General features: G+C 40.9%; 27 protein-coding genes. 12 read left to right on the forward strand and 15 right to left on the reverse strand.

All coding sequences use genetic code 11. From position 1 onward, the window contains the following. Window positions 1-3: 3 nt before the first annotated feature. Complete coding sequence (ytkD, locus tag MKY11_RS14190; RefSeq protein ID WP_008342951.1) at window positions 4-480, reverse strand: RNA deprotection pyrophosphohydrolase; 477 nt, start codon at window positions 478-480, stop codon at window positions 4-6. Window positions 481-726: 246 nt separating this feature from the next. On the opposite strand from ytkD, the gene MKY11_RS14195 reads away from it, so the two are divergent. Then, complete coding sequence (locus MKY11_RS14195) at window positions 727-1,380, forward strand: TerD family protein (protein ID WP_342501504.1); 654 nt, start codon at window positions 727-729, stop codon at window positions 1,378-1,380. A 22-nt stretch (window positions 1,381-1,402) separates the two neighbouring features. Then, complete coding sequence (locus MKY11_RS14200) at window positions 1,403-2,185, forward strand: AIM24 family protein (protein WP_008342947.1); 783 nt, start codon at window positions 1,403-1,405, stop codon at window positions 2,183-2,185. A gap of 192 nt (window positions 2,186-2,377) precedes the next feature. Here the strand turns inward: MKY11_RS14200 and MKY11_RS14205 are convergent, their stop codons facing one another. The 4 genes from MKY11_RS14205 to MKY11_RS14220 all read right to left on the reverse strand — a co-directional run bounded on the left by MKY11_RS14205 (window position 2,378) and on the right by MKY11_RS14220 (window position 4,044). Then, window positions 2,378-2,686: a hypothetical protein gene (locus MKY11_RS14205; RefSeq protein ID WP_017358369.1), complete on the reverse strand. Its 309-nt coding sequence runs from the start codon at window positions 2,684-2,686 to the stop codon at window positions 2,378-2,380. Window positions 2,687-2,729: 43 nt separating this feature from the next. Beyond that, window positions 2,730-3,134 (reverse strand): phage holin family protein, encoded by a 405-nt coding sequence (locus MKY11_RS14210; RefSeq protein WP_008342944.1) that lies wholly within the window; start codon window positions 3,132-3,134, stop codon window positions 2,730-2,732. 157 nt (window positions 3,135-3,291) lie between these two features. Then, a complete protein-coding gene (locus tag MKY11_RS14215; protein ID WP_008342942.1) occupies window positions 3,292-3,483 on the reverse strand; it encodes a hypothetical protein in 192 nt (63 codons plus the stop codon). A gap of 123 nt (window positions 3,484-3,606) precedes the next feature. Then, complete coding sequence (locus MKY11_RS14220) at window positions 3,607-4,044, reverse strand: Dps family protein (protein WP_007501934.1); 438 nt, start codon at window positions 4,042-4,044, stop codon at window positions 3,607-3,609. A 131-nt stretch (window positions 4,045-4,175) separates the two neighbouring features. Between MKY11_RS14220 and ytzI the strand changes: the two genes are divergently transcribed. Beyond that, complete coding sequence (gene ytzI, locus MKY11_RS14225; RefSeq protein WP_017358370.1) at window positions 4,176-4,322, forward strand: YtzI protein; 147 nt, start codon at window positions 4,176-4,178, stop codon at window positions 4,320-4,322. Between the two features lie 8 nt (window positions 4,323-4,330). Here ytzI and MKY11_RS14230 read toward each other — a convergent pair whose 3' ends face one another. Next, the gene (locus MKY11_RS14230; protein ID WP_008342936.1) at window positions 4,331-4,768 is read right to left on the reverse strand and encodes a FixH family protein; all 438 of its coding nucleotides are present in this window, start codon (window positions 4,766-4,768) and stop codon (window positions 4,331-4,333) included. 123 nt (window positions 4,769-4,891) lie between these two features. Further along, window positions 4,892-5,365 (reverse strand): S-ribosylhomocysteine lyase, encoded by a 474-nt coding sequence (locus tag MKY11_RS14235; protein ID WP_008342935.1) that lies wholly within the window; start codon window positions 5,363-5,365, stop codon window positions 4,892-4,894. Window positions 5,366-5,493: 128 nt separating this feature from the next. On the opposite strand from MKY11_RS14235, the gene yidD reads away from it, so the two are divergent. Then, on the forward strand, window positions 5,494-5,718 hold the full coding sequence (gene yidD, locus MKY11_RS14240; RefSeq protein ID WP_008342933.1) for a membrane protein insertion efficiency factor YidD: 225 nt from the start codon (window positions 5,494-5,496) through the stop codon (window positions 5,716-5,718). A 1-nt stretch (window position 5,719) separates the two neighbouring features. On the opposite strand, the gene MKY11_RS14245 is transcribed toward yidD, so the two are convergent. Continuing rightward, window positions 5,720-6,286: a carbonic anhydrase gene (locus MKY11_RS14245; RefSeq protein ID WP_017358372.1), complete on the reverse strand. Its 567-nt coding sequence runs from the start codon at window positions 6,284-6,286 to the stop codon at window positions 5,720-5,722. 213 nt (window positions 6,287-6,499) lie between these two features. Between MKY11_RS14245 and MKY11_RS14250 the strand changes: the two genes are divergently transcribed. Continuing rightward, complete coding sequence (locus MKY11_RS14250; protein ID WP_025207846.1) at window positions 6,500-7,492, forward strand: zinc ABC transporter substrate-binding protein; 993 nt, start codon at window positions 6,500-6,502, stop codon at window positions 7,490-7,492. 76 nt (window positions 7,493-7,568) lie between these two features. Here MKY11_RS14250 and MKY11_RS14255 read toward each other — a convergent pair whose 3' ends face one another. Beyond that, window positions 7,569-7,811, reverse strand: a complete 243-nt coding sequence (locus MKY11_RS14255; RefSeq protein WP_017358374.1) for a type B 50S ribosomal protein L31 — start codon at window positions 7,809-7,811, stop codon at window positions 7,569-7,571. A 175-nt stretch (window positions 7,812-7,986) separates the two neighbouring features. Here MKY11_RS14255 and MKY11_RS14260 point away from each other — a divergent pair, with 175 nt between their 5' ends. The 4 genes from MKY11_RS14260 (at window position 7,987) to MKY11_RS14275 (ending at window position 10,831) form a co-directional block, all read left to right on the forward strand. Next, entirely contained in the window at window positions 7,987-9,318 is a 1,332-nt protein-coding gene (locus MKY11_RS14260; protein ID WP_017358375.1) for a cytochrome ubiquinol oxidase subunit I, read from the forward strand. A gap of 22 nt (window positions 9,319-9,340) precedes the next feature. Beyond that, window positions 9,341-10,387: a cytochrome d ubiquinol oxidase subunit II gene (locus MKY11_RS14265; protein ID WP_206428041.1), complete on the forward strand. Its 1,047-nt coding sequence runs from the start codon at window positions 9,341-9,343 to the stop codon at window positions 10,385-10,387. A 68-nt stretch (window positions 10,388-10,455) separates the two neighbouring features. Next, entirely contained in the window at window positions 10,456-10,614 is a 159-nt protein-coding gene (locus MKY11_RS14270; protein ID WP_008360682.1) for a DUF1540 domain-containing protein, read from the forward strand. Between the two features lie 25 nt (window positions 10,615-10,639). After that, the gene (locus MKY11_RS14275; protein ID WP_024720421.1) at window positions 10,640-10,831 is read left to right on the forward strand and encodes a hypothetical protein; all 192 of its coding nucleotides are present in this window, start codon (window positions 10,640-10,642) and stop codon (window positions 10,829-10,831) included. Window positions 10,832-10,936: 105 nt separating this feature from the next. Here the strand turns inward: MKY11_RS14275 and menC are convergent, their stop codons facing one another. From menC to MKY11_RS14305, 6 genes are all read right to left on the reverse strand, one after another. Next, window positions 10,937-12,061 carry an o-succinylbenzoate synthase gene (gene menC / locus MKY11_RS14280; RefSeq protein WP_008342917.1) on the reverse strand — a complete coding sequence of 375 codons (1,125 nt, stop codon included), beginning with the start codon at window positions 12,059-12,061 and terminating at the stop codon, window positions 10,937-10,939. Further along, window positions 12,048-13,508: an o-succinylbenzoate--CoA ligase gene (locus MKY11_RS14285; protein WP_342501505.1), complete on the reverse strand. Its 1,461-nt coding sequence runs from the start codon at window positions 13,506-13,508 to the stop codon at window positions 12,048-12,050. The genes menC and MKY11_RS14285 overlap by 14 nt, the downstream gene beginning before the upstream one ends. A 70-nt stretch (window positions 13,509-13,578) precedes the next feature. Continuing rightward, window positions 13,579-14,397: a 1,4-dihydroxy-2-naphthoyl-CoA synthase gene (gene menB, locus MKY11_RS14290; RefSeq protein ID WP_039168312.1), complete on the reverse strand. Its 819-nt coding sequence runs from the start codon at window positions 14,395-14,397 to the stop codon at window positions 13,579-13,581. 14 nt (window positions 14,398-14,411) lie between these two features. Further along, window positions 14,412-15,242 carry a 2-succinyl-6-hydroxy-2,4-cyclohexadiene-1-carboxylate synthase gene (gene menH, locus MKY11_RS14295; protein ID WP_342501506.1) on the reverse strand — a complete coding sequence of 277 codons (831 nt, stop codon included), beginning with the start codon at window positions 15,240-15,242 and terminating at the stop codon, window positions 14,412-14,414. Then, complete coding sequence (gene menD, locus MKY11_RS14300) at window positions 15,227-16,969, reverse strand: 2-succinyl-5-enolpyruvyl-6-hydroxy-3-cyclohexene-1-carboxylic-acid synthase (RefSeq protein WP_342501507.1); 1,743 nt, start codon at window positions 16,967-16,969, stop codon at window positions 15,227-15,229. Before menD ends, menH begins: the two co-directional genes overlap by 16 nt. Further along, window positions 16,962-18,380, reverse strand: coding sequence for an isochorismate synthase MenF (locus MKY11_RS14305; protein WP_342501508.1), 1,419 nt, complete (start codon window positions 18,378-18,380; stop codon window positions 16,962-16,964). The genes menD and MKY11_RS14305 overlap by 8 nt, the downstream gene beginning before the upstream one ends. A 383-nt stretch (window positions 18,381-18,763) precedes the next feature. Between MKY11_RS14305 and MKY11_RS14310 the strand changes: the two genes are divergently transcribed. From MKY11_RS14310 to MKY11_RS14320, 3 genes are all read left to right on the forward strand, one after another. Then, window positions 18,764-19,702: a 1,4-dihydroxy-2-naphthoate polyprenyltransferase gene (locus MKY11_RS14310; protein ID WP_017358382.1), complete on the forward strand. Its 939-nt coding sequence runs from the start codon at window positions 18,764-18,766 to the stop codon at window positions 19,700-19,702. A 117-nt stretch (window positions 19,703-19,819) separates the two neighbouring features. After that, on the forward strand, window positions 19,820-20,554 hold the full coding sequence (locus tag MKY11_RS14315; RefSeq protein ID WP_342499167.1) for a TraR/DksA C4-type zinc finger protein: 735 nt from the start codon (window positions 19,820-19,822) through the stop codon (window positions 20,552-20,554). Window positions 20,555-20,641: 87 nt separating this feature from the next. Then, window positions 20,642-21,118, forward strand: a complete 477-nt coding sequence (locus tag MKY11_RS14320; protein WP_041506519.1) for a tryptophan-rich sensory protein — start codon at window positions 20,642-20,644, stop codon at window positions 21,116-21,118. The last annotated feature ends 72 nt before the right edge of the window (window positions 21,119-21,190 follow it).

A 21,190-nucleotide genomic window follows, 5' to 3' on the forward strand; every position in this document is an offset into this window, starting at 1 on the left:
TTTTTAACGAATCAAACCGTTCTTTTCTAAATAAGCAAGACTTTGCCTTAAGACATCATCTTTCATAATAAAACTGAAATTTTTATTTTTTGCGATGGATCTTGGTAAGTCTGCGAAAAGAACGGGTCCTTTCGTTTCAAAATACGTGTCCTGCTTGACGAGCCTTTCAATATCGGCGAAATAAATATTTTTGACAATGACTTTCTCTCTGCCAAGCACCTGATATTGACCAATATACGTTAATTCACGAACAACAGCACCCGTCTCTTCGTGAATCTCTCGTATAGCGGCTTGATCTGCTTCTTCATTTGGCTCTACTTTCCCTCCTGGAAACTCGTAGCCTCGATCCTCATGTTCTGTAAGTAGCCATTTTCCTTGATAGCGGCAAATAGCCCAAACATGCTTAGGATGACTTGAAAAAGGCTGCTCTTCAAAAGAGAGCTTGACCGTATTATGATAATAGTCTTTAAATACATGCATGTGAAATCCCTCATATCCTGTCCTTGCTTCTTGTAAAACATCATACCACAGATCACATTTCTCTGAAGAATTTTTATGAAAAGTGAAACAAACAAGTGCTTCTATCTCGTCTGTATGTAAAATAAGTATTCTTGCTAAAACCTTTTTATCATCTCCATCCTCATCCCATTTTAATCATGAAACCTTTTGCCCATGATGACGTAAATCAATAAGTGTTTGTCCTACACAGACGAGGAGGAAACCAACATGAGCATCACAAATGGATCAAAACAAGAAAATAACAAAGCATGGCCAATGAGGCCACATGAGAAAGAAGACGCTTCTCTTGAGGCAGTGCAGAAACACCTCATGAAAGGACAAAAGTTAGATTTAACAAAAGACAATCCAAATGTAGATCAAATTCATATCGGACTTGGCTGGGACTTATCTGGTCAGCCAATTGATTTAGATACGCAAGTGTTTCTCTTAAATGAAGAGGACAAGCTTCTGTCTCCAAAACACCTGATCTATTATCATCAGCAGCAAAGCTTAGATGGAGCTGTTCGCCATCTAGGTGATCATCAGGTCGGCGGAGGCCATCGGGATAATGAGATCATCATTATGCAACTGAGCAGAGTCTCACCCGATATTCAGAAAATCGTCGTAACAGCCACGATACATGATGCACACGAGCGGGCACATCATTTTGGACAGGTGACCAATGCCTACTTGCGCCTTTCAGATCAAATCACACAACAGGAGATTTGTACCTTTCAGTTAACAGAGGATTATTCATTTTGTACATCCATCATTTGTGCTGAACTAACGAGAGTTGAGAACGAATGGAAAATCACCGCAACCGGACAAGGTACGACCCTTGATTTAAACGACCTATGCCGCATCTACGGATTCACATCTTGACAAAGGAAAGGAGCTGGCACAAATGGGATTTCATTTCAACACGATCGAAGAACTGACCTTACAAGCAGAAGGCAACGGGATCTTTTTTGCCAAAAAAGGCGCGATGATTGCCGATCAAGGCACATTTCAATACCGTAAACGATTACTTGGGACGAATAAAGGAAATATGGTCAGCCAAGTATTTAATCATATTAGCAGAAAATTAACAGGTGAAAACCTTGAGATGATGGAAGTGAGTGGACAAGGCACTTGCTACTTGGCTGATTCTAGCGAGCATGTGACCGTCATCAATCTTGAGCCGAACGGTCCTTGGCAACATGTTAGCGTGGAAAGTGAAGATTTACTTGCATTTACCGAAGAATGTCACTATGGCGTGACACCAGTAGGCGTTGGGATTTTATCACAGAAAGGGCTATTTACTTCAAAGCTCTCGTATCAAGGTCACGGGGCGCAGGTTGCCATCAAAACAAATGGAAACCCGCTGATTTTAAAAGCACCTTGCCGTGTAGATCCTGACGCCATTGTCGCTTGGACGGGCAAAGCACCGAAAGTCAAATTAGATGTGAACTGGAAAACGTTCATTGGACAAACATCAGGCGAATCCTACTTGTTTGAATTTCATGAACAGGACCAAATTGTGATTATCCAGCCATCTGAACGAACATCTGGAATGCGGGTCGGGATAGATGATAACCGGTACAAACCCCAGAGTCAGAGTACCTCACACGAAATCACCAACTCACAGCAGGAAAATAGAGGCGGAATCAGTGATCTAATCGGCGGTATCTTACAGCCTCGAAAATAAAAGCATGTAGAATGTCTCTACATACTTTCAGATCGTTGACAAAAGGCTAAAATGAACTTTCTTTTAGCCTTTTGTCTTCTTTTCAGCGTGATAGAAAACCTTTCAGTCTAGGAAAAACGAGTACTGGCGCGGAGCGAATTTCACATTCATGAGCACCTGACAAAGAATGCGAGGGTTTGTCTACATGCTTTTTCAATTCATCAGTCCATTGGTCTCAATAAAGTTCTTTGTCTCTTCGTTACCGAGATCATGAATCATCGAGTAAATCTCTTTTCTTTTCCTGTCCATTTCGTCGTTTGGACTATCATAATGATATTCAAGAAATGGAACATGCGCCCGAAAGAAACCTTTCCAATCTGTCATATACTGTTCATCAAAATACTCTCTTAACTGCAAGATTTGGTCATCATCTGCTTCTATCTGAAATTGCCAAGCAGCCGCGTCTCTGTGCTGTGAGATTGATCCGTCTTGAACGGATACATAGTATGTGTGTGTCGCCATCTGATTCATCCTTTTTCCTTTAGTATGACCAGATATGAAGAAATTACGGCTTTTTGCGCAATTTATTTTTAATCATGTCTAACACATCAATAAACAACTGTGGAATGGGAATTCCGAGAGCTCTGGCTGTTGAGACAATCTGGTACGATTCATAAATAATATAAAAGATGAGCGCTAAATCCTTAATTGTCCCCCCAGTCTTCAGCATGACATCGAAGAAATGTGCCATGGATATTAAAGAGATCGTCACAACCTTTCGAACAAGCCTGGTCAAAAAACGCTTCATCGTAAGTTGTCCAGTCACAGATTCTCTTAGGCTTGAACAAATTAATTCTATAGCCATGAGTGTCACTAATATCATGAGTAAATATCCTGCTCCACCAAACAGAAAGCCCATTGCCGACAAACTGACTGTAAACAACGAAAAGATGCCTAAATCCTTGCTCACTTGGCATCAACATCCTTTCATAGTGGAACTTCTTACCTCAATAGTATATGCCGCATTTGATGAATAGCTTGGACGACAAAAAATAAAGGCATGGTTAGCTGTTCAAAAAATTCGTGAAGCGCATAAAAAGAGCCGCCTGTGACGGCGGCTTTCTTGGTTAAACTCTGACATCAATAAACGTAGCATCTGAATCTTTGGGCTGAACAGCTTGAGGCTGCTGCTGCACTTGATCGAGCATCACCATGGCTTGGGCTGTGTTCGTGGCAAGCTGTGAATTCAATAAACTGATATTAAGTGTTTTTTGAATACTCGCCACTTGCTGGCTCATCATTCCTGCAATTGAGGACATCTTCTCCCCTCCCTTCCCTTTTCTCTTCGGCTGAAAGCCCCATCAATTCAATGGGCTGTCTGTCACAAATCCACAAAAAAGAATGCCGATCTGTTTGATGATCGACATTCCTTTCACATTCGCTTATCCTAAGTATGCTTTTAGCATCCAGTTGTGTTTTTCAATGGATTGATGAATCGCAAGCAGCATATCGCCTGTTGTTTCATCGCCAACTTCTGCAGCCAGCTCCATGCCTCGCTTAAGTTCTTCTGCAATATTAGAGAAATCATCATACAGATTTTTCACCATTTGCTCGGCTGATTCATTGCCTTCCGCTTCTTGAATGCTAGAAATTTCTAAGCACTCTTTCATTGTCGCAACAGGTTGTCCATTTAATGCGAGCATACGCTCAGCCAAATCATCGATATAAGTGGCTGTTTCTGTATATAATTCTTCGAATTTTTCATGGAGTGTAAAGAAATCTTTTCCCTTTACATACCAGTGATAGTTATGTAATTTTACGTAAAGCACAGTCCAATCTGCTACTTGTTTATTGACGACGTTTAATAATTTTTCAGACATGTTGATTCCTCCTTATGTAGTTGCGTTTAGTATAGGATTACCCTTTTTTTATTATACTGAAACCTGCCATCATTTTCTTCTATTTTGACTGCATGAAATATATGTTAATATGGAAATAAGGAGGGAGTTAGATGCTGTTACTTGGGATTATCAGCTTTATCATTATCTCAATCGTTGTCTTTTTATCACTGTGGACGACATCAAAGGCTTATGATTACAAGCATAAAGTCGATTCACCACAGGATGCTGAACCAAACCAACGTCCTAACCCAAAATAAAACCGCTTTCAATGATGTGAGGTATCTTCTTCTTCAGTAGATGAACTCTCTTTTTTCACATCACCTACATGGATGTTTGTCTTCGGCATATTATGCTGCTGTTTAGCTGTCACATGGACTTGTATGATATAAAGGCCATCTTGTTTGAAAGCTGTATGCAATTCATATACACCTTTCTCCTTTTTCTTTGGCTGAATCATCTTGCTGTTATCCTTGTCGCCATCTTTCCACACTTCAAATTCAACATCATCTGCATCATCAACAGGCGTATCACCATATGTGACAGCTGCTTTTACGATAACGTTTTCATTTTTCTCCACTTGCTCCGGCCCTGTTAGTTTGACTTCTAATAGCTCAGGCACTTCTCCCTTGTCATTGCTCGCTGCCGAGTTTCCACATGCACTAAGTAATGCGAGCATCAAAATGATTCCTACCATTTTCCGCATTCGTGTATCCCCCTTTTTTTACTGACATGTCCATTTTAACAAATATCCCCTATTTTAACAGCTCTCGTTTCATTTCATATAAAAAACCGGACATTCAATATGTCCGGTTCATCATCTTACTGATTATCCAAATACTTTTAATAGCTCTTCTTGATCCTGAGACAGCCAGAAACGCATTAAACGTTTTGCTCCTTCAAGATCATGAAGCTTCGCTTGACCGCACTGCTCTTCATTTGCAGCAGGAATTTCTGTTACTTCCACTGCATCTTTGAATGTTGCATCAAGCAGTTCAACGATCTCTCTTGGTGTCGGTGCACCGCTGACAACTAAATAGTAGCCAGTCTGGCAGCCCATTGGAGAAATATCAATGATATCAAAATGATCGTATTTCTCTGAGTGTGTTCTAATATTAAACGCAAGTAAATGCTCTAATGTATGAATCGTATCAGGTTTCATTGCCTGCTTGTTTGGCTGACAAAAACGGATATCAAATTTGTTCACTTCCCCATCTGATCCCACTTTATGAACGCCGCAATGACGAACGTAAGGTGCTTTTACAGCATTATGGTCAAGTTCAAAGCTTTCGACTGAAGGCATTAATCACCACTCCTATAATTGCAATTTCCTATATTATAACATATTGTTCCGACCAGTTTAGTTTATAAAACTTCCCTTCCTTGTCCTTTTTTCTTATACTGTGAAAAGACAGACAAGGAGGAACCTCTATGAAACAAATTTTTATCGGCATCATTCGCTTTTATCAAAAATGCATTTCCCCTCTAACACCACCGAGCTGCAGGTTTTACCCCACTTGCTCAAACTACGGGCTAGAGGCGATCAAAACGCATGGCGCTTTAAAAGGCGGCTGGCTCACGATTAAACGAATTTTAAAATGTCACCCGCTGCATCCTGGAGGCATGGATCCGGTCCCGCCTAAAAAGGAAAAATAACTTACTTTTCTTCATAACCATTGACAACTAAGTCAAGCTTACCTGTTCCAGGATCAATGACAAGACCATGTACAGGCACATCAGATGGAAGAAGCGGATGATTTTTAACGACAGATACACTGTCTTTCACACTTTCTTCAACTGAGCTAAAGCTTTTGAGCCACTGTTGAAAATCGATTCCTGAGTATTCCAGTACTTCAATCCGTTTTTCTGGAATACCACGCTCAATGGCTTTATTTAAGAGTGTTTCGCTGTCTATTTTACTCATACCACAATCGTGATGCCCAATGACGTACACCTCGTCAGCATTCAATTCATAAACAGCCACTAAAATGCTTCGCATAATACTTCCAAATGGGTGAGAAACAAGAGCGCCAGCACTTTTGACAATTTTAATATCGCCATTTTTCATGTTCATGGCGCGTGGAAGCAGTTCAACAAGTCTTGTATCCATACATGATAGAATGACAGCTTTTTTCTGTGGAAACTTCGTTGTTGTAAACTCTTCATATCGCTTCTCTTCAATAAATTGTTGGTTATATTCGATGATTTCGTCTAAAAGTTTCATAAGTTTGTCCATTCCTTTTTCTTTTTTTAAAAATAAATATAGCACAATGTTTTAAATTTCGTCACGTTTTGACGTCTATTTTTTTAGAGGAAACATCTTCTGATGAAAATTTTTTATTTTCCTCTTTTCAAATCGTAATTATTACGATACAATAACTCAGGACATTAAATCGTAATCATTTCTATCTAATAGGTTGAGAGGAGACATTCTTAGATGAAAAAAATCTTTTTTATTTTAACAGCTGCTTTATTAGCGGTCGGTCTTGCCGCTTGCTCAAGCAGTGCGGGGACAAATGCTTCAAAAGGAAAAGCAGATGGGAAATTAACCATTTACACGACGATCTTCCCTATTCAAGATTTCACTGAAAAAATTGGCGGCTCTCACGTGAACGCTCAAAGTGTGTACCCTGCCAATGCAGATGCACACAGCTTTGAACCAAGTTCAAAAACGATGGTTGAAATGGCTGAAGGAGATGCCTTTATTTACAGCGGAACAGGTGCTGAAGCATTTGCTGATAAAACGGCTTCTACGTTAAAAGACCAAGGCGTGAAAACAGTGAAAGCAGCCGAAGGCATCAAGCTATTATCAACACAAGAAGAACATGCTCATGAAGAAGGGGAGGACCATGATCACGATCATGAAGGTGAAGATCATGACCATGATGGACACGACCACGGAGATAAAGATCCCCATGCATGGCTAGACCCTGTTTATGCACAGCAAATGGCAAAAAACATTAAAGACACACTCGTTTCACTAGATCCAGATCATAAAGACGAATACACAAAAAACTATGAATCACTAAAAAAAGAATTACAATCGTTAGATCAGGAATTCAAAACAACGTTATCTAAAGCAAAACATAAAGAAATTCTCGTTTCTCACGCTGCATACGGCTACTGGGAAAAACGCTATGGCATTGAGCAAATCAGTGTACTAGGACTCTCTGCTTCTGAAGAGCCTTCCCAAAAACAGCTTGAAAATATCGTACAACAGGCAGAAAAGCATCACATCAAGTATGTCATTTTTGAAAATAACGTCAGCAGTAAAGTATCAGATACGATTCGCAGTGAAATTGGGGCAAAAAGCCTTACACTGAAAAATCTAGAATCCATTACAGAAGATGATGCTAAAAATGGCGAAAGCTATGTCAGCTTAATGAAACAAAATTTAAACACATTAAAAACAGCTTTAAATGTTGAATGAATTCATGAACCCCGTGCGATCAGCCGGGGTTTTTTACTGCACAAAAAACACACCATGATCAGGTGTGTTTCTTTGTTTACATTTGATATTTTTTCTTAAACTGCTCCGCTCTGCCGCCTTTTTCTCCGAATTTTTGGCGTCCTGTATAAAATGGATGCGTATCAGAGCTTGTCTCTACTTTAATGACAGGATAAGTCTTCCCATCTTCCCACTCTACGGTCTCATGTGATGTCTTTGTTGATCTACTTAAGAAGCGATAACCGCTGTTTACGTCCATAAATACAACTTCATGTGAGGTTGGATGAATATCTCTTTTCAATGTCAAAACTCCCTTCATCATTAAAACGTAATGGTTACGTTTTATAGTTATATTCTACTCCCCCTTTTACAACTTGTCAAAAAACAAGCTTTCTTAGTCAGGAAGAATAATCTAAAAATGGTGGAGAATAATAAACACCATCAAAAGAGATGCGATAAGAAAGGCGGAGAAAAAATTGACTGATCTCGTTTTAGCTAGAAGTCTGTTCGGCACAACAATGGGCTTCCATATTATTTATGCCTCGCTTGGCGTAGGCATCCCGCTAATGATTTTGTTAGCTGAACTCATTTTTCAAAAAACGAAGGACCCGCATTATGCCATCATGGCCAAACGATGGACAAAAGCGCAGGCTGTTCTGTTAGGTGTTGCCATTCCAACCGGTACCATTGCTGGTACGCAGCTTGCCCTTCTATGGCCTGGTTTTATGGAGGTCATCGGAAAAGTCATGTCACTGCCATTTCAAATAGAAATTTATGCTTTCTTTATTGAAGCATTATTTATGTCTATTTATGTGTACGCAGCAGATCGATTATCACCAGCCATGCGCATCATTACCGTTATTTTCGTTGTCATTGGTGCAGCAGCTTCAGCGATTCTCATTACAAACGTACATGCTTTTGAAGGAACACCCGCTGGCTTTCAAATGGTCAATGGAGAAATAACGAATATCGAACCTTGGAAGGCATTTTTCAATCCTAGTTTTGTTGTAACTGCTACTCACGTAGTACTGTCTGCTTTTACAACAGGCGCTTTTGTCATTGCTTCTGTCGCTGCATTTAAAATGTTGAAAACAAGAAAAAACGAAAAGCTCTATACCTTTCATCGAAAAGCCCTTTTTCTTGGACTGATTGTTGGTGGACTTTTCTCTTTTCTCACAGCCTTAAACGGTCACGAATCAGCTCAGCTTCTATATGAATATCAGCCTGAAAAATTAGCGGGTGCTGAAGGATTATTTGAAACGCAATCACATGCGCCTCTAGCCATTGGCGGTTTTACTGATGCCAATACGCAAGAAATCAAAGGAGCTATCGAAATCCCTTGGGCACTTAGTTTTCTTGCAGGAAATAGCTTTGATACTGTGGTTAAAGGGTTAAATGATTTTCCTAGGGACGAGTGGCCGCCTTTATTTATTCACACATTATTTAACGGAATGGTCATTATCGGCTCATTGCTCATTTTCTTTGCTGTGTTAGCACTGTTTTACCGAAAAATTTTAAAACGCGATCATTATCCAAAATGGCTGCTTGTCCTTTATTTATTTGGCGGACCTCTTAGTCTTTTGGCGATTGAATTTGGGTGGATCTTTGCCTGTACAGGCCGTCAGCCATGGGTGATTTATCGAATGCTCAAAACCTCTGAAGTCGTCACATCATCAGGGTCTATCGGTACACTTTTCATCCTTTTTGCCATTGTCTATCTCATTTTAGGCATCGCAACTGTGATTGTACTGACGTACTACTTTAGAAAACATTCAATTGAAGAAGACTTACGGTTAACAGAATCTTAAAAAGGGAGCGATCTTGATGCAAATGGATGTAACAACTGATGCACTCATTGCAATCACCATCTTATGGGGATTCGTGTTTATCTATGCAGTGATGGCATCAATGGATTTCGGTGCAGGATTTTGGTCAATGATTTACATGAACAAAGAGCAGACAAAGGCCGCAAATATCGCAAATAAGTATCTTTCTCCAACTTGGGAAGTAACAAACGTCTTCATTGTGGCCATCGTCGTTGCCTTGTTTAGCCTGTTTCCAGGTGCAACATTTGTGCTAGGCACTGTTCTATTAATACCTGGCAGCATTATTTTGTTGCTTCTTGCACTGCGAAGCGGATTTCTCGTCTTCTCTCATTCACTGCCTAAAAAATATAGAAAAGCCGTGACATATATTTCAGGAATTAGCGGCTTTATTATTCCGTCCATCCTCATCATGGTTCTCCCCATTACACATGGTGGATTCATCTTTCAGGAGAATAATGTCTACTCATTAGATTTAGGATTGGTCTTTACAAGCGCAAATGTCTATTCTTTCGTAGGTTTTGCGATTTTCAGTACCCTTTTCCTCTCATCTTTGCTTTTAGCTGATTTTTCTAATGTTGCAAACGAAGATGAGGCTTATAACATTTATAGAAAAGGAGCACTGATTACAGGTCCACTTTCTCTCATGATGGCTTTCTTTATCATGCTCACACTGAGAAGTGAGGCCAATTGGCTGTTCACAAAAATGATGCAGAACATCCCGATCCTGCTTGTTTCTCTACTCATGTTTTTGCTTGCAGGTTTGGCTCTATTTTTACCAAACAGCCGCTTTAAACATCGGAAAGGGAGACCACGTTTAGCGGTTATCGCCATTACAATTCAATATTTCTTAGCAAGCTATGTGTATGGACATGCGCATTTGCCCTATATGGCCTATCCTGATATTACCATCATGTCTGGGTTTACAGATCCCGTCACATTTAGGGCATTATTTATTACGTATATTGTAGGGTTTATCATCCTATTCCCTGGGTTCTACTTCTTCTGGAAATTGTTTATGAAAGATAAGCGTTATATTCGTCAGGAAGATTAACATGAATGAACGCCCCTTACTTCGGTTACATTATAGATGAAAGACATACTCAAAAGGAGGTCATCTGTATGAGTCAAAAAATCCTTTGTGAAGTAAACAACTGTTCCTACTGGAATGCTGGAAATCGTTGTGGTGCAGATGCAATTTATGTCGTCAGCCATACAGGAAATACGGCTGAGAAAAGTGAAGAAACTGACTGTAAAACGTTTAAACCTCAAGACCTTTAAGTCTCATTAAAGGAGGCGCTTCGCTTTGAAAAACGATCGGCTTACTCAAACGTTTCTTGAAGAAATTCAGGACGCGGACGAGGCTGCATTTTATCAAGCAGCTCACTCCTTTTTAAATCTTTGGGATTATGAATACGGACATGTTTCCGACATGCCCAATGACATGCATCAGTATATTGGCCAGCTTGCTTACGACAGCGGGCTTGTAGAAGAGTAAGAAAGAGCGGATGACCGCTCTTTCTTTTTGTTCAGACAGGAAGGAAAAACTTTCCTCAACTATACAGTGGTTCTATTGATGGTGCAAATGGCGATTCATTCGTTTTCATTTCACAAAATCATGTTTTGTAAACACATCAATTTTATCTGAGAAAGAACGAAGCGCTTGATAATCAACTTCTACACCCATACCTGGAGAACGCGGTACTTCAATAAATCCATTTTCAACTTTAATTTCAGGAAAAATGATATCCTGTTCCCAATATTTCGACGATGCTGAAATATCCCCAGGAATCGTAAATTGCGGAAGTGATGCAAGTGCCACGTTTTGCGCGCGAGAAATGCCTGTTTCAATCATTCCACCGCACCATAACGGAATCTGCTGCTCCTTGCAGAACGCATGAATCTTAAGAGCTTCAGTCAGCCCTCCAACTCGTGAAGGCTTCACATTAATAATTTGACAGCTTCCAAGTTCTACAGCTTTTCTCGCATCATCTAAAGAACAAATACTTTCATCCAAACAGATTGGTGTTTTTAAATGCTTTTGCAAATGCCGATGATCGACAATGTCATCTGCGGCTAAAGGCTGTTCAATCATTAATAAACGAATATCGTCGAGCTGCTTCAGTTTGCTAATATCTTTTAATTCATAAGCAGAGTTTGCATCCGCCATTAACGGAAGGTGAGGGAAAGACTCCCTTATCTTTTGTAGAAGTCCAATATCTTGTCCCGGCTTAATCTTCACTTTCACACGCTGATAGCCTTGATCAACAAATTGCTCGATTTGCTGAATCATATCATCTATTGGTCCTAACCCCGCAACGACACCAGATGGAATTCTATCTCTAGTACCGCCTAAGACGTCACGTAAGGACTTATTTTCTCGCTTTGCATAAATATCCCACACAGCTGCCTCAATTCCCGCTTTGGCCATTCTATTGCCTTTAAAATGGTACAAGCTGTCTGGTATGTCCGAAGGATGTGTAAAAGATCGGGTCAGCACGTTCGGGATAAAGAAAGCCCTGAGCATGTGATAGCAGGTCTCGATGGTTTCTTCTGTATACCACGGAGAAGAGAAGGCAGATACCTCTCCCCATCCAGTTAATCCTGTTTGATCTTTGACCTCGACAATAATAAACTCACGCTCTGAAATGGTCCCAAGGCTCGTTGTAAATGGCTGTTTGAGTTTCATCGTGACATGATATAAGATCACACGTTCAATTTGAATCATCTAAAAACCCCTTTGATTTGAGTCTGTGCCTCTGCAATTTATTCGACGCATTCCTTGGCAGCTCATCCACAAAGTGAAAAGCGGCGGGCCATTTATACTTGGCTAATTGCGACTGACACAAAGCATAGAGCTCATTCTCCGGAATCTGCTCATCTGTCACAAGGAAGGCAGCAGGTACCTCTCCCCATTTTTTATCATATATACCCGTCACTCCGGCTTCCTTTACATTTGGATGTGTTAAAAGAACTGCTTCAATTTCTGCTGGATAAACATTTTCTCCGCCAGAAATAATTAAGTCTGACCGCCGATCAAGCACAAATAAGAATCCGTCCTCATCTACATAGCCAATATCACCCGTTTTCAGCCAGCCCTGATCAAATGCAGCAGCTGTTGCCTCTTGACGATAAAGGTAGCCTTTCATGACATTTGCACCTTTTACCATGATTTCACCATGCTCAAAAGGACGACACGGACGGTCCTCATCTTGAATCTTTAATTCACACCCAAAAAGGGGTTTTCCCGCTGATCCAAGCTTTTCCACACTAAATTCTGGCGCAAGTGTCACAATTTGCGAGCAGGTCTCCGTCATACCGTACGATTGAAACACAGGAAATCCTTTCTCCTTACTCTCTTGAAGCATCGCATAAGGCGCAGGGCCTCCGCCTAACAGCAGGCAGCGCAAAGAAGACGGACATTCTTCAAGTCCACTTAATAAACGGGACAGCATGGTTTGAACAACTGACAACATCGTCACTCGATGCTGTTCAATAGCATTCTTGACTTCATCGACATCAAACTTTTGATGAAGCACGACAGTCATACCGTATATGACAGATTTAAATATAGCGGATAAACCGCTTATATGAAAAAGAGGCAAGGCAATGAGCCAGCGGTCGTCCTCCCTGATCCCTAAATTCAATGCCGAGGAAACAGCACTATGAAAATGATTACCAAACGTTTGCTCCACCCCTTTAGGGCGTCCTGTCGTTCCAGATGTATACATAATCGTCGCCGTCTCATTTAAATCAATATCATGTACGACCTTCTTTTCCATATCATGATCTGCATCAGGTAAAGTCTCTATTGTATAAACAGGTAAATCACCATGATGCTCATTTGCATATGCAGGCTCTGTTAATAAAGCCATGACTTTCGCATCTTCCAGCTGAAAACGTCTCTCTGCTTTTGTTAACTTATTGTTCAATAACACAATCTTGAAGCCTAATAAAAAACAAGCGTGAACAAGCATGACCATATGAGGATGGTTGTTCATTAAAATCGCAACCGTATCCCCTTTTTTAAAAGAGACACGTGTCAGTCGATTCGCAAGTTGGTCTACATCATTCGCTAAATCACGAAATGTCCACTCTTTGTCTTGATAAATGAGTGCGACCCGGTCTGGCGTTAAATACGCACGATGCAGCAGCCAATTGGGTTGCTTCATCATGACACCTCCTTTTCATAAAAGAAAACAGCTCAGTCTGATGCACTAAGCTGTTTTCATCCATATCATTGAATCAAGGGAAACGAGGGAACTGACCGAAGTCTGGCTTCCGTTTTTCCTTAAAGGAATCGCGTCCTTCTTTTGCTTCATCTGTTGTGTAATAAAGAAGGGTCGCATCTCCTGCAAATTGCTGAATACCAGCTAATCCATCTGTGTCCGCATTAAATGCAGCTTTCAAGAATCGTAAAGCAGTCGGGCTCTTTTCTAGCATGTCCTCACACCACTTCACTGTTTCTTCTTCCAGCTGCTCTAATGGTACAACTGTGTTGACAAGTCCCATATCAAGCGCTTCTTGTGCATTGTATTGACGGCATAAGTACCAGATCTCTCTTGCTTTCTTATGACCCACAATACGTGCAAGATAGCCAGACCCATAACCAGCATCAAAGCTGCCCACTTTTGGTCCTGTTTGTCCAAAAATCGCATTGTCTGCTGCAATCGTGAGGTCACACACGACATGAAGCACATGTCCGCCGCCAATCGCATAGCCCGCAACCATCGCAATAACTGGTTTTGGAATGACACGAATTAAACGCTGTAAGTCTAGGACGTTTAGACGCGGAATTTGATCGTCTCCTACATAGCCGCCATGACCGCGTACTTTTTGGTCTCCACCAGAACAGAATGCTTTACCTCCAGCACCTGCAAGGACAATGACACCAACTTCTGAATTGTCACGAGCACGTGAGAATGCATCAATTAATTCACTTACGGTCTTTGGTGTAAAGGCATTATGTACGTGCGGACGGTTAATGGTGATTTTTGCAATCCCATTATATGTTTCATATAAAATTTCGTCATACTGACGCTCAGTTTGCCATTCAATAGCCATCAATATTTCCTCCTCTAATCTTGCGATAAAATAAACTCACTTACTATTTTACCAAAAAAATGTGGTTGTTCCACATGAACTGTATGCCCGGCATGCTCTGCTACTGTGAATTGACTGTATTCAAGCGCCTGCTGCATACGTTTGGCGATGTGACAAAACTTTTTATCAAGTGTTCCGCAAATGAGTAAAACAGGCTGTTTTATCTGCTTTAATGCTTGCCACATAGACGGCTGTGAACCGGTTCCTATACCTTCTAAGCTGCGAGCCAGCCCGTTAGGATCGGCTTTTAGCCTTCCCTCTCTCAGTTGCGTTAGCCTGTCCGCTGGCAAGGATTTCTGCGAAGCAAACAGCGGAATGTTCTCCCAAAAATCCACAAACTGCGCTAATCCTTCATGTCTGATCTTTTGAGCTAGCTGATGATCATGATTCAGCCTCTCCATCCGCTCTTTAAAAGAGTTCAGCCCTGGAGATGTACTCTCAAGAATCAGTTTGTTTACACGTTCTGGATAACGGGAGGCAAATGATAAAGCAATACGCCCTCCCATAGAATATCCGAGAATGTTCACTTTGTGAAGCTTTAATTGATCTAAAATCTCAGCAAGATCTGCCAGCTGCTGGGACATTGCATATCTTCTTATACTCTTTGGTGAGTCTGTGCGGCCATGTCCAAGCAAGCTGACCTGAATCAATCTCGCATGTTTTTCTGTATAAGTATTCAAAAAAGCCCAAGAAGCTGCACTCCCTGTAAAGCCATGTAAACATAACGTGGCATTTTCAGCAGATGGATTATGGTCTATCACCTCATACGCCACTCCATCGTGCATTCGTATTATGAGTGAAGGCATTCTTTTTTCACTTCCCTCAATATCTCGTCCATCATTTGGCGATGTTTGCCCACGCGAGAATGCCGGTCAGTTTCAATCTCAATTAAATGAAGCCCTGGTTCTTGGATATGCGCCAAGTACACATCTTTTAACTCTTCTTTCGTTGTTGGCTTCGAATAGGTTCCCCCATATAGCTTTGATGCATACTCAAAATTCAACCCAGTCGGCGTACCAAAGAGCTTTTCATAATACGGTTCATCGGATGCCTGCGGAAGGAAAGAAAAGATTCCTCCACCATCATTGTTTAACAATACAACCGTGAGCGGAATGTCCATTAGCTTAGCTGCAAGAAGACCGTTCATATCATGGTAAAAAGATAAATCGCCGATGACTAAAGTGATGGGTTGTTTCAAGGCTGCATATGTTCCAAGAGCTGTGGACACAACACCATCAATACCATTTGTTCCGCGATTCGCCATCATCCGAAACGGTTTTGACTGCGTTTCAAAAAAGGTATCGACATCTCGAATAGGCATACTATTTCCGATAAAGAGCACACTCTCTTTTGGCAAAAGGTGCTGCAGCTGACGATACACATTTCCCTCAAATGTCAGGTCCTCATCATTGTATTGATTTACATGCATTCTAAAAGAAGAATTGACACTCTGCCAGCGTCGTAAATAAGATGTATCCTGACGCTTTTCCGCTCTCATCAAGACTTCTTCTACAAAAGAGGCTGCATGACTTTCAATCATGTATGATGCGCTTAAACCAGGATCTCGATAACCACCCGCAGCATCGACGACAATCTGCTTCACTTCCGCATGCTTTTCTAGCCACTTAAATAAAGGCTTAGACACAGGCATCGGTCCAAAACGAATGACCATTTCAGGCAAGAGATGCTGCTGCAATGCCTCATCTTTTAACAAAGAATCGTATGCATCTATGATGTATTCTTCACTTTCATGTCCATTTCGCAAAAGAGAAAGCGGGTCAGCTAAAATTGGCAGATGCAAAGCTTTTGCAAGACGTAACACTGACGCCTGCTCTTCCGGCGAGTGAAGTTCACCAGCAACAATGATTCCTTTTGCCGCTTTGTTCATGATAGACACTAATTCTGACATAACCCGATCATCCGGACGAGCTTGACCTGCTGCTAAAACTTTATTCGCAGCTCCTTCTTCTCTATCAAAAGGATCAATAGACAAGTCAGGTAGCAATGGTTCTCTCAGCGGCACATTCACCTGAACTGGTCCCTTTGGCCCCTGCATAGACACATGACTTGCCCTAGCAGCAGTAGTTTGGACATACCGCAGCATCGTTTGGCTTTCTTCTGGCAAGGCTAAGTCTGTGAACCATTTAACAAACTTACCGAATAAGAATTGCTGATCAATCGCTTGAGGTGCCCCAACCTCCCTCAATTCGTGCGGCCGATCAGCAGTTAAAACAATCAATGGTACCCGAGAATAATGTGCCTCGACAACAGCTGGGTAAAAGTTAGCTGCTGCCGTACCTGATGTACAAATGAGTAGCACTGGTGTTTGGCTCGCTTTCGCAAGACCCAGTGCATAAAAAGCAGCAGACCGTTCATCCACTAACACATGGACATTGATTTCTTGATGAGCAAGAGCGAGCATCGCAAGCGGTGTTGAACGGGAGCCAGGACAAACAACTGCCTCATTCACACCACTTTGCACAAATTCATCCATTAATCTGCCAATATATCTTGTCATGATTTGATTATTCAATAGGACGACCTCCAAGAGCAGACAGCATTGGTCTTAATTTCACTTGCGTTTCTTCATACTCTTGTTTTGCAAGGGAATCCTCTACAATTCCACATCCAGCAAACAAACGAACTTGGTCTTCCTCAATAAGACCTGATCGAATGGCGACAGCAAATTCTCCATTGTCCTTAGAATCAATCCATCCCACTGGCGCCGCATACCAACCGCGTTTCAACGGTTCGATTTCACGAATCACCTCTACCGCTTTTTCCTTAGGATATCCTCCAAGCGCTGGTGTTGGATGAAGCTGTTCAATTAATGAAAAGAGTGAACAGCTGCTTTTAATTTCTCCCACAATGGGTGTAAATAAATGCTGAATGTTTTTCGTTTTATAAAGACTTGGTTGATTTGGCTTATGCACATAATGGCAGTTTGCTTCAAATGCCTGCTCAATCATATTCACGACAATTTGATGTTCAATCAAATTTTTCTCATCATGAAGCAGTTCCTCACCTAGTGCCTGATCTTCTACTTCATCTTGACCACGTACAATGGAACCTGCCAAACACGATGAAAACACTTCACCACCGCTTTTTTTCACTAAACGTTCAGGCGTCGCCCCGACAAATGCTTGTCTTCCCTGCTCTATAGCAAATACATAACTCGTTGTTTGATGTTTTAGTAATTCTGCTAATAGTGGAGCGAGTTCTATTTGATTTTTATAGTGAAGCAAGACTTCTCTTGCTAAAACAACCTTTTCATATTCGTTCACACGAATGTGTTCTGTCGCTTCATGGATTGCTTTCATCCATTCCTGAACATCTAACTCTTCCATATGAACAAGCTCAGCTTGTCCATGATTTCTGACAGGCAATGCATCAAAATTAGAAGCTTTCTGTTCTAACTCTTGAATGAGCTGATGAACATTCCCGTCCACCTCGTTCCATTCATTGATCGTTAGAAACGTGCCTTCTTTTGAAACAGTCAGCATCATCGATGGCACAAAAAAATGAGCCTCGCCAAATGCTTCCCAGTGACGCGCCTTTTCTTCGTATGGATCAAATGAAAATCCTCCAAATAAAAGCGGACCAACTGCCGCTTGCTTTAACTCCTTCTCATCATGAAAATGGAACATATGCTGTTTCAGCTGCTCCCATTCTTGATGGACGATATTGAATCGTTCTTTGCCTTGCTCTGATGATTTAATCACGGCCGCTCTGCCAAGTCCAGAAAATATCATTTGGCTTTCTGGATCAGACCAAAAAAACCGCTCGCCTAAAAAATCCGCTTCGCCGCTTTGGAAAAAGGCAAGAGGATCCAGATCGTCAACTCTTCTGGAGTAGCTTATCAAAACAGCATGGTTGACGTTATTCGCTTCTTCTAATGTCGCAAGCGCTTCCTGCCGGAAAGTACTTTGCACTGTTGTCACCATGATACATTCCTCCAAAATCCATGAAATAACATATAAAAATAAAACCATCATGTAAAAAAATACATGAACATTCGAGTATGTCGAATGACCTGCTTTTCTATTATAAACCTTAACAGATGAACTTAGTAAAGAAAACAGCTTTTAAAACCTCGAATCCTTATTATATCACGCTTTCAAGATTTTTTCGCTCCCGCATATTGAAATGAGAACATCCCTTAAAAAATGGTAAGACCTGTTCGAAGATCAAGCTTTCTCTCTAGATGGGAACGATTAGCAAACATCTTTTTCTTGTTTCATCGCATCAATATATTGACACCTTTTTGAACTTTGCTAAACTGGAATTTGGACGTGTACGTATTTTTTTATTTAAAGGAGTATATTTTATGCAGCATCAATCGATATCAGATCAGCTTTCACCAATTAAGCCTGATAAAAACTGGCGGATTTGGTGGAATTTACTACGACCGCATACATTAACAGCGGCATTTATTCCCGTTACTTTAGGAACTGTCCTAGCACTTCCGAGTGGTCAAATACATGTTGGGCTATTTTTAGCTATGCTATTTGCATCGATGTTTATCCAAATTGCAACGAACATGTTTAATGAGTACTTTGATTATGTTCGCGGATTGGACAATGAGAAATCTGTCGGTATCGGCGGAGCGATCGTGAGAAACGGTGTAAAACCAAAAACAGTTTTAGGCCTCGCTTATGCCTTATTCGCGCTTTCTTTATTACTTGGGATCTATATTTGCATGATGTCTAGCTGGTGGATTGCACTCATAGGACTAATTTGTATGGCAGCAGGCTATTTTTATACCGGTGGCCCTGTACCAATTGCTTATACACCATTTGGAGAACTTGTATCAGGTGCTTTTATGGGACTAGGCATCATTTTAATTAGTTTCTATATCCAAACAGGAACATTGACATCAAAAGCTGTGCTCATTTCATTACCTATCTCTATTTTAGTTGGTGCCATCTTACTGTCGAACAATATCCGTGATTTAGACGGTGATAAAGAGAATGGACGAAAGACACTTGCTATCCTAGCTGGACGTAAAGCGGCAGTCAACATCCTACTTTCCATGTTTGTGATCTCATATGTACTCATTTTTGTTTATATCTTTATGGATATCGTGGGTCTTTGGAGTCTTCTTGTCTTACTCAGTGTGCCAAAAGCTTATACAGCCATTAAAGAATTTAAGCAAAAAGAAAAACCAATTGAATTAATGAATGCCATGAAGTCGACAGCACAAACCAATACGTTTTTTGGTTTCCTGTTAACGATCGCATTGATCTTACAATATTATCTCGCATAACACGAAACGCCTGCAGCCGCAGGCGTTTTTTATTGAAGAATTGCTTCAAATTGGCACAAGTCTTACATAAAAATTTGCTCATACTAACAATATGTTTGATATGAAAGGGTGATCGCTTTGTTGTCTAAAAACGAATTACATCAGTTGAAGCAGCGACTTCTCGATGAAAAACAAGAAATTGAAGCCAAAAGCCATGACGATGAACAGAAAGTATCATTTCCTTATGATTCAGTGGGCGAACTGTCAGCCTATGATAACCACCCTGGCGACCAAGGGACAGAACTTTTCGAACGCGGAAAAGACATTGCCTTAAACAGTTTGGAACATGAGCATCTTTCCGATATCAATGAAGCACTCCAAGCAATGGCAGACGGCTCTTATGGTTTGTGTAAAGTGTGTAAAGCCCCTATTCCTAAAGAACGCTTAGAAGCCCTTCCCACCGCCGTCACATGCACAGAGCATTCAAAAGAACAGACCGTTTCACAAAACCGTCCCATTGAAGAGGACTTATTAAGTCCGCCCTCAGGGCAATTTGAAAATGAAGATAGTGCTGCATATGACGGAGAAGATGCCTACCAAGACGTAGAACGCTATGGGAACTCTGATACCCCATCCGATATGGAATTTCCTCCATTGACATACGATGATGTGTATACACAATCAGAAGATGAAGATTATGTGGAAGACTATGAAGGGTTTGCAGCTGCTGATATTGAAGGAAAAGCAAGCAAGGTCTATCCAAATAAAGCACACGAAGCTTATGAAGAAGCATTAGATGAAGAAGGCGTCATGACAGTGTTTGGTGACTTGAAGCCGTATGAAGAAGAACCTTATACTAAAAAAAATGATTAGTCCCCACATATTGGGGGCTTGATGTTTATATCATGTAATAATTGGGAAATAAGTTGAAGAGTGAATTGATTGGGAGGAGATTTCTGGATGGCTAAAAAAAGTATCATTTGGGCGGTTATCGTCTTCTTTATTACATACGCATTATTTTCTATTGCAGGGTTCCTGTTCCCTATCGACAGAGAATGGTATGACGCACTAAATAAACCTGAATGGACACCTAGTGGTGGTGTCATCGGTGCGGTCTGGGCTGTCTTATTCGCCCTCATTTCGTTATCTGCCGCCATCATTTATGCAAAGTATGGTTTTCAAAAAATCACATTACCATTTTGGATTCTGTTTCTTTTAAATTATGTATTCAATCAAGCCTTTAGCTTTTTTCAATTTACACAAAAAGATTTATTTGCAGCTACGATCGACTGCCTGCTTGTAGCACTGACAGCACTCGCACTTGTCATCGTCTCACGTAAACTAAGCAAAGTTGTCCCAATTTTATTGATTCCTTATGTTTTATGGGGATTCTTTGCGACATACTTGTCTTATACGATCTATTCCATGAATATGTAAAAAAGACCGCTATGATGGCGGTTTTTCGTTTTGTGGAAAATAAAAAAGAGGTCTTTATTAGACCTCTTTAAA

Origin of the sequence: Bacillus sp. FSL W7-1085 (assembly GCF_038595035.1) — a bacterium.
In the GTDB taxonomy this organism is placed as follows: domain Bacteria; phylum Bacillota; class Bacilli; order Bacillales; family Bacillaceae; genus Bacillus; species Bacillus altitudinis.